This is a genomic window from Paracoccus marcusii, assembly GCF_006151785.1.
Lineage (GTDB): Bacteria > Pseudomonadota > Alphaproteobacteria > Rhodobacterales > Rhodobacteraceae > Paracoccus > Paracoccus marcusii.
This window is the reverse complement of sequence record NZ_VDDD01000104.1, coordinates 1-12,158: the sequence shown is the minus strand read 5'-3', so window position 1 is coordinate 12,158 and position 12,158 is coordinate 1. Positions and strand designations below refer to the sequence as shown.

Sequence of the window (12,158 nt, the reverse complement as noted above, 5' to 3'; positions counted from 1 at the left end):
CGGCCGTGACGCGCGCGCCCAGCCCCCGGCCCGCGGCACGCGCGACACCCGCACAGCTGGACACCACGACGCCAGAACAGCGCGTGGCCGCCGCCCAGGCCCCGGCCACGGCCGAGACGCGGCTTGGCACGACCGTCGGATCGCTTGGCAACCCGTCCGAGGGTGGGTTCTGGATGAAGACGCCCCTGGTCGATGCGCCCGTGCAGGGGCGCATCGTGAACCCCGCCACGGGCAAGTCGGCGCAGGTCGAGTTGCGGCCCCTGTCGGGATCGGGCACGGGCAGCCAGGTCTCGCTGCCGGCACTGCAGCTGCTGGGCGTGCCGCTGACCGACCTGCCGACGCTGGAAGTCTACCGCTCCTGATCGCCGTCGGGGCGGGGCGCGTCGTCGGATTGCGGCGCGTCCTCGGCCAGGGGTTCAGGCTGCGGTTCGGGCGCGGCCATCGCCTCATGGGCGCTGTGCCAGACGGCGACGCGGTCCGGGTCGCGCTTTTCCAGGTTGCGCAGCCACAGCTTGGCCGCCTGACGCACGCCGCCGTGACGGTCGGACGCCAGGCGCAGCATCAGCTGCAGAACCTTTTCCCGAATCTCCAGGTCCTCGGGTTTGGGGTTGTTCATCTTGGCCCAGGGTAGCGTGGCCAGCATCACGCCCCGGCGCAGCCACGGGTTCCGGCTGCCGGCCCATGCCGTGATCTGATCCAGGCGGGTCGGATCGGCGACCACGCGACGCGCGGCGGCGGTCATCACCGCATCGTCGATCTCGGCCCCGTCAATCTGCGGCGCCCAGTCCATGATCGCGGCCCAGGCCGCGTCGTCGGGCCGCATCCGGGCCTGCACCAGCAGGCGGGCGGCGGCCAGGCGGGCCTCGTGGACGTCGCTGTCCCACAGCGCCTCGGCCAGCGCGATGCGCGCGTCCAGATCGCGTTCCGCGCGCCATTCGGCGACGACCTCCTCCAGGGCGGCGGGGGTGATGCCCAGGGTCTCTCGATCACGCTTGTGGCGTGCACTGGCGCGGGCGGCGCGTTCGGGGTCGGCCAGGTCGCGCAGCCGGTCCAGTTCCTGCATGGGATTCTCCAATCCGTGATTGGCCCCCTTCTAGGGCGCAGGGGCGCCGGCCTCAAGATGATGGTGGCAGGGGCGCGCCGGGCGGGCTAAAAGGCGCGGCAAAACCACGAGGTAGGCCCATGTCGCATTCCGCAGACCCCCGTCCGATGACCGCCCGCCGCACCGGCCCCCTGACGGGCGAGGCGCTGGTGCCGGGGGACAAGTCGATCAGCCACCGCGCCTTGATCCTGGGCGCGATGGCCGTCGGAGAGACGCGCATCACCGGTCTGCTGGAGGGCCAGGACGTGCTGGACACCGCCCGCGCCATGCAGGCGCTTGGTGCGCAGGTGACGCAGCACGGGCCGGGGGAATGGTCGGTGCATGGTGTGGGCGTGGGCGGCTTCTCCAGCCCGGCCGAGGTGATCGATTGCGGCAATTCGGGCACCGGCGTGCGTCTGATCATGGGTGCGGTCGCGACCACGCCGATCAGCGTGACCTTCACCGGCGACGCCAGCCTGTCGCGTCGTCCGATGGCGCGGGTGACGGACCCGCTGTCGCAATTCGGCACCCAGATCACCGCGCGCGAGGGCGGGCGTCTGCCCATCACCATCCAGGGCGCGGCCGATCCGGTGCCCGTCACCTATCGCACCCCCGTGGCCAGCGCCCAGATCAAGTCGGCGATCCTGCTGGCCGGGCTGAATGCGCCAGGGGACACGGTGGTGATCGAATCCGAACCGACGCGCGATCATTCCGAACGCATGCTGGCCGGGTTCGGCGCGCAGATCCGGACCGAGACCACGCCTGACGGCCACAAGATCACCCTGACCGGCCGCCCCGAACTGCGCCCGCAGCCCGTGGCCGTGCCGCGCGATCCGTCCAGTGCGGCCTTTCCGGTGGCTGCGGCGCTGATCGTGCCGGGGTCCGAAATTCGCGTGCCGGGCGTCAGCCGGAACCCGACGCGGGACGGCCTGTACGTGACCCTGCTAGAGATGGGCGCCGACATCACCTTCGAGAACCCGCGCGAGGAGGGCGGAGAGCCCGTGGCCGACCTGCTGGTGCGCCACGGCCCGCTGAAGGGCGTGACCGTCCCGGCCGATCGTGCGGCCAGCATGATCGACGAATTCCCGATCCTGTCGGTGATCGCCGCGTTCGCCGAAGGCACCACGGTGATGAACGGCGTCGCGGAACTGCGCGTCAAGGAAAGCGACCGGATCGACGCGATGGCCGTGGGCCTGCGCGCGAACGGCGTCACGGTCGAGGACACGCGCGACACCATGACCGTTCACGGCGCGGCGCAGGTGGCGGGCGGCGGCCATGCGGTGACCCATCTGGACCACCGCATTGCCATGAGCTTCCTGATCCTGGGCCTTGCGACCCAGCAGCCCGTCACCATCGACGACGCGGGGCCGATCACCACGTCCTTTCCCGACTTCGTGCCGCTGATGACCCGCTTGGGCGCGACGCTGGACTAGGCGGGATAGCCGATCCCGGCCAGGGATCGGCGGATCTCGTCCAGGATGGCGGGGTCGTCGATGGTGGCGGGCGCCTTGACCGTCTCACCGTCCGCGATCTTGGCCATGGTCGCGCGCAGGATCTTGCCCGACCGCGTCTTGGGCAGGCGGTCGACGACGCAGGCGGTCTTGAAGGCCGCGACGGGCCCGATGCGGTCGCGGACCATGCGCACCACCTCGGCCACGACCTGGGCATGCTCGGTCTCGACCCCCTTCTTCAGGCACAAAAGGCCCAGGGGTGCCTGTCCCTTCAGCGGATCGGCGACCCCGATCACCGCGCATTCCGCGACGGCAGGATGGCTGGACAGAACCTCTTCCATGCTGCCCGTGGACAGGCGGTGGCCCGCGACGTTGATGACGTCGTCGGTGCGCGCCATGATCCAGACATAGCCGTCATCGTCGACGTAACCCGCATCCCCGGTCTCATAGAAGCCGGGGAAATGCTGCAGATAGGCGCGGTTGAACCGATCCTCGGCATTCCAGAGCGTGGGCAGGGTGCCGGGCGGCAGGGGCAGCTTGATCGCGATCGCGCCCAGGGTGCCGGGTGCGACCGGGTGCCCGGCCTCGTCCAGGACCTGCACGTCGTAGCCGGGCATGGGCAGGGTCGGGCTGCCTTTTTTCACGGGCATCAGCCCCGCACCGAAGGGGTTCGCGGCGATGGGCCAGCCGGTCTCCGTCTGCCACCAGTGGTCGATCACCGGCACCTTGACCCGATCCTCGGCCCAGGTGACGGTGTCGGGGTCGGCGCGCTCGCCCGCCAGGAACAGGGCCTGCAGGCCGGACAGGTCGTACTTTCCTACCAACCTGCCGTCCGGGTCGTCGCGCTTGACCGCACGGATGGCGGTGGGCGCGGTGAAGAAGGACTTGACCTTGTGATCCGCGATCACCCGCCAGAACGTACCCGCGTCGGGGGTGCCGACGGGCTTGCCTTCGAACACCACGGTCGTCGCGCCCGCGATCAGCGGCCCATAGACGATATAGCTGTGCCCCACGACCCAGCCCACGTCGGACGCGACCCAGAACACGTCGCCCGGCCCGATGCCATAGATGTTCGGCACGCTCCACGCCAGGGCGACCAGATGCCCCGCAGTATGGCGCACGACGCCCTTTGGCTGGCCCGTCGTCCCCGAGGTGTAGAGGATATAGGCCGGGTGGTTCCCCTCGACCGGGACGCAGTCGGCAGGCTGCGCGTCCGCTACCGCCTGGCGCCAGTCCAGATCGCGGCCCGCCACCATGTCGGCCGCGCATACGGGGCGCTGGAACACGATTGTGAAGTCCGGCTTGTGGGCGGCCTCGTCGATGGCGCGGTCCATCAGCGGCTTGTAGGGGACGACGCGACCCGGCTCTAGCCCGCAGCTTGCGGCGATGATCGCGCGGGGCTTGGCGTCGTCGATGCGCACCGCCAGTTCATGCGCGGCGAACCCGCCGAAGACGACCGAATGGATAGCCCCGATCCGGGCGCACGCCAGCATCGCCTGCAGCGCCTCGGGGATCATCGGCATGTAGATGATGACCCGGTCGCCCTTGCCGATGCCGCGCGCGGCCAGCACACCCGCCAGCCGGGCCACCTGGTCCTGCAGCTGGGCATAGGTCAGGCGACTGACGCTGCCGGTCATCGGGCTGTCGTGGATCACCGCCAGGCGGTCGCCGTGACCGCCCGCGACATGGCGGTCGATGGCGTTCCAGCAGGTGTTCACCATGCCGTCGGCGAACCATTCCCCGGCGGGGCCCTGGTCGAAATGCGCGCGGCTTGGGGGCTGGGTCCAGTCGATGGCATCGGCGGCCTGCATCCAGAACGCCTCGGGATCGGCCTTCCAGCGCGCGTAGAGATCTTGATAGGACATGGACTCCCCTCCCTGAACCTGGGTTTTGTTACGCAGGAAGGGGGGCGTCGCGCAACCTTGTTAGCGGCGTGACCATGCGCTGATTAGCAGAAATCCGGCGATCGTGTTTGCAAACAGAACGGCGCAGCAAATCCTCCTTTGCCGCGCCGCAGTATTTGCAAAAATGTCGCCGAATCAGCCGTAATGCGTGACCGGAGTGCCGGCCAGCACAGACATGTTCAGCAGGCCGCGCGTGGTGATCGAGGGTGTCACGATATGGGCGCGGTTGCCCATGCCCATCAGGATCGGCCCGACCTCCAGGCCGCCCGCGCGCATCTTCAGCGCGTTGCGGACGCCCGATGCGGCGTCGGTGCCCGCAAAGACCAGCACGTTCGCCACACCCTGCAGCCGCGAGGTCGGGAAGATGCGTTCGCGCAGCTCGGGGTCCAGCGCCGCGTCCACATGCATCTCGCCGTCATACATGAAGTCGGGCTCGCGTGCGTCCAGCAGCGCCAGGGCGTCGCGCATCTTGCGGCCGGAATAGCTGTCGGTGTTGCCGAACTGCGAATGGCTGCACAGGGCGATCTTGGGCGTCAGGCCAAACCGGCGGACGTGACGCGCGGCGCCCATCACCGTCTCCATGACCTGCTGGGGCGTGGGGTCGTTGTGGCACTGGGTGTCCGCGATGAACAGCGGCCCGTCTTCCAGGATGATCATCGACAGTGCGCCGACCGGGTGCAGCCCGTCGCGGGCGAGGATCTGGCGCACGTATTGCAGGTGCCAGCTGTACTGTCCGAACGTGCCGCAGATCAGGCTGTCGGCCTCGGCCCGGTGCACCATGACGGCGCCGATGGCGGTGGTGTTGGTGCGCATGATCGCGCGGGCGATGTCGGGGCTGACCCCGCGCCGCGCCATGATGCCGTGATACGTTTCCCAATAGTCGCGATAGCGGGGGTCGTTCTCGGGGTTCACGATCTCGAAGTCGACATCCGGACGGATCGGCAGGCCCGCGCGTTCGGCGCGGGTGGCGATCACGTCGGGGCGGCCGATCAGGATCGGGACATCGGTCGTCTCCTCCAGCATGGCATTGGCGGCGCGCAGGACACGTTCGTCCTCGCCCTCGGCAAAGACGATGCGGCGCGTGGCGGTGGCCGCGGCCTCGAAGACCGGGCGCATGATCAGCGCCGATCGGAAGACCGATCCGTCCAGCTTCTGCTTGTAGGCGGCCATGTCGTCCAGGGGCCGGGTCGCAACGCCCGTCTCCATCGCGGCGCGGGCCACGGCGGATGACACGACGCCCATCAGGCGCGGATCGAAGGGTTTGGGGATCAGATAGTCGGCGCCGAAGGTCAGCGTCTCGCCGCGATAGGCCGCGGCGGCCTCGGCCGCGGTGGTCGCGCGGGCCAGGGCGGCGATGCCCTCGATGCAGGCGATCTTCATCTCGTCGTTGATGGTGGTCGCGCCGACGTCCAGCGCGCCGCGGAAGATGAAGGGGAAGCACAGGACGTTGTTGACCTGGTTCGGGAAATCGCTGCGCCCGGTGGCGATGATCGCGTCGGGGGCAACGGCGCGGGCCGCGTCGGGGTCGATTTCCGGGTTCGGGTTCGCCAGCGCGAAGATGATCGGGCGCGGGGCCATGCGGCCGACCATCTCGGGCGTCAGAACGCCCGGACCGGACAGGCCCAGGAACAGGTCGGCGCCGTCGATCACCTCGGTCAGGCTGCGCTTGTCCGAGGCTTGGGCATAGGCGGCCTTCTGCGGGTTCATGTCGATGTCGCGGCTCTCATGGACCAGCCCGTGGATGTCGCACAGCCAGACGTTCTCGCGCTTGACGCCCAGTTTCAGCAGCATGTTCAGGCAGGCGATGCCCGCCGCCCCGCCGCCGGTCGAGACGATCTTGATGTCCTCGAACCGCTTGCCGGCGATGCGCAGCGCATTGGTCGCGGCCGCGCCCACCACGATGGCGGTGCCGTGCTGGTCGTCGTGAAAGACCGGGATGTTCATCCGCTCGCGGCAGATCTGTTCGACGATGAAGCAGTCGGGGGCCTTGATGTCCTCAAGGTTCACCGCGCCGAAGGTCGGCTCCAGCGCGCAGACGATCTCGGCCAGCTTGACCGGATCGGGCTCGTTCACCTCGATGTCGAAGCAGTCGATGTTGGCGAATTTCTTGAACAGGACCGCCTTGCCCTCCATCACCGGCTTGGAGGCCAGCGCGCCGATGTTGCCCAGGCCCAGGACGGCCGTGCCGTTCGAGATGACGGCCACCAGGTTGCCCTTGGTGGTATAGCGTGCGGCGGTTGCGGGATCGGCCTTGATCTCCAGGCAGGCTTCGGCGACGCCGGGGGAATAGGCGCGGGCCAGGTCGCGGCCATTGGCCATCGGCTTGGTCGCGCGGATCTCCAGTTTGCCCGGTCGCGGGAACTCGTGATAATCCAGCGCGGCCTGTCTTGCGCTGTCCTGCCTGCGGTCTTCCATCTTTCGCCCCTCCGGTTTCGGAATTGGTTTACCGTTAAACCATTCTGACGTCGGGGAACAGCGGGGTTCTGCGCGCCCGCGCGCGTCTTGCACAACCCCGCCCGCGGGCGCAGATTGGCGGCCAGATCGAACGGGGTGAACCATGACGACGTCATTGCTGGATGCGGCGCGCGACGTGCGCGAACGGGCCTATGTGCCCTATTCGAAATTCAAGGTCGGCGCGGCCATCCGCGGCGCGTCGGGCACCGTCTATCGCGGCTGCAACGTCGAGAACGTGGCCTATCCCGAAGGCACCTGCGCCGAGGCCGGGGCCATCGCCGCGATGGTCGCCGCCGGAGAGACGGAGTTGATCGAGGTCGCCGTCATCGCCGACAGCCCGACCCCCGTGCCGCCCTGCGGCGGCTGCCGCCAGAAACTGGCTGAATTCGCATCCGCAGAGGTGTCGGTCCTGCTGGCCACGACCGACGGCGCGCAGATGCACACGACCGTGGGCGACCTGCTGCCCGGCCGGTTCGACGCGGGCCACATGGCGCGCACATGACGGATCCGCGTCCTGTCATATCGGCGATCCGCGACGGGCGGGGCCTGGACGGGCCGGGCGCGGCGCTGATCGCGCAGGGGCTGGCCGACGGGTCGGTCAGCGACGTGCAGGCGGGTGCCTTTGCGATGGCGGTACTGACCAAGGGCGTCGGACCTGCGGGCCGCGTGGCGCTGACGCGCGCCATGCGCGATTCGGGGCATGTCCTGCAATGGGACCTGTCGGGCCCGGTGGTGGACAAGCATTCGACCGGCGGCATCGGCGATACGGTGTCGCTGGTGCTGGCGCCGCTTCTGGCCGCGCGCGGGGTGTTCGTGCCGATGATCTCGGGTCGCGGCCTGGGCCATACGGGTGGCACGCTGGACAAGCTGGAGGCGATCCCCGGCTATCTGTGCGACCAGCCGGAGGATGACTTCCGCCGCATCGTGCGCACCGTCGGCTGCGCGATCGTCGCGGCCACGGGCGACGTGGCCCCTGCGGACCGTCGCCTGTACGCGATCCGTGACGAATCGGGGACGGTGGAATCGATCGACCTGATCACCGCATCGATCCTGTCGAAGAAGCTGGCGGCGGGGCTGGATGCGCTGGTCCTGGACGTCAAGGCGGGGTCGGGCGCCATCCTGAAGAAGGCCGACAGCGCCGGCCGGCTGGCCCAGGCCCTGGTCGAGACCGCGAACGGGGCGGGCTGCCGCACCTCTGCTTTCATCACCGACATGGATCAGCCGCTGGCCCGCAGCGCCGGCAATGCGCTGGAGGTGGCAGAGGCGATCCGCGCCCTGCGGGGCGAGGCCGGGGCGCTGCGCGACCTGACGCTGGCGCTGGCGGCGGAATGCCTGACGCTGGCGGGACGGTCCGCGGACGGTCTGGCCGACACGCTGGACAGCGGTGCCGCAGCCGAGGTGTTCGGCCGCATGGTCGCGGCCCAGGGCGGACCGCGCGACCTGCTGGACCGCCCCGAGGCGCATCTGGCCCGCGCGCCGCTGATCCTGTCCATTCCCGCGCCAGACGCGGGGCGCGTGGGGCGCATCGACGTGACCGCGCTTGGCCACGCGGTCCTGGCGCTTGGCGGTGGACGCGTGCGCGCGGCCGAGGCGATCGACCACCGCGTGGGCCTGGACCGCCTGGCCAAGCTGGGAGAGGAGGTCGGCCCCGACCGCCCCCTGGGCATGGTCCACGCCGCCGACGACACGGCGGCACAGGTAGCCATCGCCGCCGTGCAGGCCGCCTATGTCCTGGGCGACGGCCAGCCCGGCCCACTGATCCGCGACCGGATCGGCGCATGAGCCGGGCGTTCCTGATCGTCATGGACAGCGTGGGCATCGGCGGCGCGCCCGATGCCCACGCCTTCTTCAACGACGGTCGCCCCGATACCGGTACGAACACCGTCGGGCATATCGCGCAGGCGCGTCCGCTGCGGATGCCGGTGCTGGACGGGCTGGGGCTTGGGGCGGCGGTGCGGCTGGCCTCGGGCGCGGATGCACCGGGTCTGGGCGCCGAACCCCGCGGCCTGTGGGGCGCGGCATCAGAGGTGTCGCACGGCAAGGACACCCCCTCCGGCCACTGGGAGATCGCGGGCGTCCCCGTGCCGTGGGATTGGACTTATTTCCCCGACGCCGACCCCGCCTTTCCTGCCGACGTGACCGCGCGGATCTGCCAGCTGGCAGGGACCGACGGCATCCTGGGCAATTGCCACGCATCTGGCACGCAGGTCATCGACGACTTCGGCGCCCGGCATCTGCAGACCGGCTGGCCGATCTGCTATACCTCGGCCGACAGCGTGCTGCAGATCGCGGCGCATGAGGAGGCGTTCGGCCTGGACCGCCTGATCGCGCTGTGCCGCGACCTGTCACCGATACTGCACGCGATGCGCGTGGGCCGGGTCATCGCGCGCCCCTTTGTCGGCCAGCCCGGCGCGTTCCGTCGCACCGGCAACCGCCGCGATTTCGCGATCGCGCCGCCGGGCGACACCATCCTGGACATCGCGCAGGGTGCGGGGCGGGTCACCCATGCCATCGGCAAGATCGGCGACATCTTCAGCCATCGCGGCATCACCCGCCTGCACAAGGGCGCCGATGACGCGGCCCTGGCCGAACACCTGGTCCGGCTTGGCACCCAGGCCGAACCCGGCAGCCTGACATTCGCGAACTTCGTCGAATTCGACACCAATTTCGGCCACAGGCGGGACATTCCCGGCTATGCCACGCAACTGGAATGGTTCGACGGTGTCGCGGGCCGGTTCCTGGCGACGCTGTCGCCCGGCGATCTGGCGATCTTCACCGCCGATCACGGCAATGACCCGTCCTGGTCCGGCACCGATCACACCCGCGAGCGCGCCCCCGTGCTGGGCTGGGGCGCGGGCGTGCGCGGCGTGGGGCAGGTGGGTTTTGCGGATATCGGCGCCTCGATCGTTGCGCATCTGGGGCTGCCCGCCCCCCGACACGGGACATCATTCCTATGAAGAAGATCGAACTGCACCTGCATCTGGAGGGCGCCGCGCCACCCGATTTCATCCGCGGTCTGGCCAAGGAAAAACGCGCCGACCTGTCCGGCGTCTTCGACGAGCGCGGGCATTACGCCTATGACGACTTTCCGGGCTTCCTGCGCTGCTACGAGGCCGCGACCAGCGTCATCAACGGCCCGCGCGACTACGCCCGCCTGCTGGCCGAGGTGCTGGACCGCTGCGCCGAGGAGGGCGTGGTCTATGCGGAACTGTTCGTCTCGCCGGAGTTCTGCGGCGGTGCGGACCTGTCGGCCTGGCGCGATCATCTGGCCGCGATGACCGAGGTCGCGGACCGCGCCCGGGCGGATGGCATCGACAGCCGCGGCATCGTCACCGCGATTCGTCACTTCGGCGCGGATCGTGCGCGCAAAACCGCGCGCTGTGCTGCCGAGACCGCGGGCGGCTGGATCACCGGCTTTGGCATGGGCGGGGCCGAACAGGTCGGCCGGGCCACCGATTACGCCTGGAGCTTTGACTGCGCGGCAGAGGCCGGGTTGGGCCTGACCTGCCATGCAGGCGAATGGGGCGGCCCCGACAGCGTCCGGCAGGCGCTGGACCTGGGCTGCACCCGCATCGGGCATGGCGTGCAGGCGATCGACGACCCTGCGCTGGTGCGCGACCTGGTCGAGCGCGGCGTGACGCTGGAGGTGTGTCCGGGATCGAACATCGCGCTTGGGGTCTATCCGTCCTGGGGCGCCCATCCCATCGCGCGGCTGGCCGATACCGGGGTTCGGGTCACCGTGTCCACCGACGATCCGCCGTTCTTCCACACGACGATGCGCCATGAATACGATCGGCTTGCGTCGACCTTTGGCTGGGGCGATACCGAGTTCCGACAGATCAACCAGTGGGCTGCCGACGCCGCGTTCTGCGATGCGTCCACCCGCGACTGCCTGAAAAAGGAATTCGCCTGATGCAACACCTGACCGTCGTCGACCACCCGCTGGTTCAGCACAAGCTGTCGATCATGCGCCAAAAAGAGGTGTCCACCGCCGGTTTCCGCCGCCTTCTGCGCGAGATCAGCCTGCTTCTGGCCTATGAGGTCACGCGAGAGCTGGAGCTGACCACCATGCACATCGAGACGCCCATGTGCGAGATGGAGGCCCCAACGCTGGAGGGCAAGAAGCTGGCCCTGATCTCGATCCTGCGGGCCGGAAATGGGCTGATGGACGGCATCCTGGAGCTGATCCCCGGCGCGCGCGTGGGCTTTGTCGGCCTCTATCGCGACCCCGAGACGCTGAAGCCGGTCGAATACTACTGCAAGGTGCCGCGCGAACTGGACGCGCGGATGACCATCGTGGTGGACCCGATGCTGGCCACGGGCAATTCGTCGGTCGCGGCCATCGACATGCTGAAAGAGCGCGGCGCCAAGAACATGCGCTTCCTGTGCCTGTTGGCTGCGCCCGAAGGCGTCGAACGCATGCGCGAGGCGCATCCGGACGTGCCGATCTTCACGGCGGCGCTGGACGAACGACTGGACGATCACGGCTATATCGTCCCGGGTCTGGGCGATGCCGGCGACCGGATGTTCGGCACGAAATAAGGCCGCCCGTTAACCGCCGTTTCACGGTTCTGCGCTAGGTCTGGGGCAGGACAACGGAATGGATGGCAGATGATCGGGCACTTGCGGGTCTTGGCGATGCTTTTGCTGGGCGGGGCGGCGCAGGCCGCTCCGACGCCACCGCCCCCCGCCGATTTCGCGGGGACGCAGTATATAGACGGCAACGGCTGCGTCTTCACCCGCAGCGGCACCGACTGGACCGCGCGCCAGGATGGGCAAGGGCAGGCGCTGTGCGGCTTTCCCCCCAGTCTGGACGTCCGGCGCACGGACCCGCTGACCGAACGGGCGCTGCCACTGACCCAGGCACCGCCGCCCGATGTCGAAACCATGCTGCTGGAACAGCTGTCGCGCGACCTGCGCCCCGGCGAATGGACCGCGGACCCGGCCCCGGCCGAAACCCGCGCGGAACCGGCCGCGTCGCGGGTGCCCGATCCGATCCACACCGCGCTGCAGGATGCCCTGACCATGGCGCCGACGCTGCGCGAGGCCACCGGCCTTTCGGGCAGCCCGGAGCTGTGCGCGCGCCTTGGCTACAAGCCGGACCCGTCGGCATCCGCGCAGGGCTCTACCTTGGGGCTGTGTCCCGGCATGCGCGCGGCCACCGCGACGGCGTCGTTGACCACGGGAGTGACCGCGGCACCGCCACGGCCAGACCCGGCAGCCGTCAGGACGGCCCCGGCGGCGCGGCCGACGGTTGCCGCGACCCCG

10 protein-coding genes and 1 pseudogene are annotated in these 12,158 nt (G+C 69.5%); 8 read left to right on the top strand and 3 right to left on the bottom strand.

What is annotated here, in order from left to right; genetic code table 11:
* Nucleotides 1–362 (top strand): hypothetical protein (locus FHD68_RS19055; RefSeq protein WP_167550411.1); only part of this gene is annotated, 362 nt, incomplete at its 5' end.
* On the opposite strand, the gene FHD68_RS14335 is transcribed toward FHD68_RS19055, so the two are convergent.
* A complete protein-coding gene (locus FHD68_RS14335; protein ID WP_127898377.1) occupies nt 350–1,063 on the bottom strand; it encodes a DNA alkylation repair protein in 714 nt (237 codons plus the stop codon). The two genes, FHD68_RS19055 and FHD68_RS14335, sit on opposite strands and share 13 nt — an antisense overlap.
* Nucleotides 1,064–1,182: 119 nt before the next feature.
* On the opposite strand from FHD68_RS14335, the gene aroA reads away from it, so the two are divergent.
* Nucleotides 1,183–2,514, top strand: a complete 1,332-nt coding sequence (gene aroA, locus FHD68_RS14330) for a 3-phosphoshikimate 1-carboxyvinyltransferase (RefSeq protein ID WP_127898378.1) — start codon at nt 1,183–1,185, stop codon at nt 2,512–2,514.
* Here the strand turns inward: aroA and FHD68_RS14325 are convergent.
* Both FHD68_RS14325 and FHD68_RS14320 read right to left on the bottom strand, forming a co-directional pair.
* Nucleotides 2,511–4,397 carry a propionyl-CoA synthetase gene (locus FHD68_RS14325; RefSeq protein ID WP_127898379.1) on the bottom strand — a complete coding sequence of 629 codons (1,887 nt, stop codon included), beginning with the start codon at nt 4,395–4,397 and terminating at the stop codon, nt 2,511–2,513. The two genes, aroA and FHD68_RS14325, sit on opposite strands and share 4 nt — an antisense overlap.
* A 174-nt stretch (nt 4,398–4,571) precedes the next feature.
* The gene (locus FHD68_RS14320) at nt 4,572–6,851 is read right to left on the bottom strand and encodes an NADP-dependent malic enzyme (protein WP_127898380.1); all 2,280 of its coding nucleotides are present in this window, start codon (nt 6,849–6,851) and stop codon (nt 4,572–4,574) included.
* Between the two features lie 142 nt (nt 6,852–6,993).
* Between FHD68_RS14320 and FHD68_RS14315 the strand changes: the two genes are divergently transcribed.
* From FHD68_RS14315 to FHD68_RS14290, 6 genes and pseudogenes are all read left to right on the top strand, one after another.
* Nucleotides 6,994–7,392: a cytidine deaminase gene (locus FHD68_RS14315; RefSeq protein ID WP_045980818.1), complete on the top strand. Its 399-nt coding sequence runs from the start codon at nt 6,994–6,996 to the stop codon at nt 7,390–7,392.
* Nucleotides 7,389–8,672 carry a thymidine phosphorylase gene (locus FHD68_RS14310; protein WP_139086059.1) on the top strand — a complete coding sequence of 428 codons (1,284 nt, stop codon included), beginning with the start codon at nt 7,389–7,391 and terminating at the stop codon, nt 8,670–8,672. Before FHD68_RS14315 ends, FHD68_RS14310 begins: the two co-directional genes overlap by 4 nt.
* Nucleotides 8,669–9,847: a phosphopentomutase gene (locus tag FHD68_RS14305; RefSeq protein ID WP_127898382.1), complete on the top strand. Its 1,179-nt coding sequence runs from the start codon at nt 8,669–8,671 to the stop codon at nt 9,845–9,847. The genes FHD68_RS14310 and FHD68_RS14305 overlap by 4 nt, the downstream gene beginning before the upstream one ends.
* Entirely contained in the window at nt 9,838–10,803 is a 966-nt protein-coding gene (locus FHD68_RS14300) for an adenosine deaminase (protein ID WP_205963214.1), read from the top strand. Before FHD68_RS14305 ends, FHD68_RS14300 begins: the two co-directional genes overlap by 10 nt.
* Complete coding sequence (gene upp, locus FHD68_RS14295; protein WP_176695016.1) at nt 10,803–11,432, top strand: uracil phosphoribosyltransferase; 630 nt, start codon at nt 10,803–10,805, stop codon at nt 11,430–11,432. The genes FHD68_RS14300 and upp overlap by 1 nt, the downstream gene beginning before the upstream one ends.
* Before the next feature lie 69 nt (nt 11,433–11,501).
* Nucleotides 11,502–12,158 (top strand): annotated as a pseudogene (locus tag FHD68_RS14290) (hypothetical protein); the annotation flags it as partial.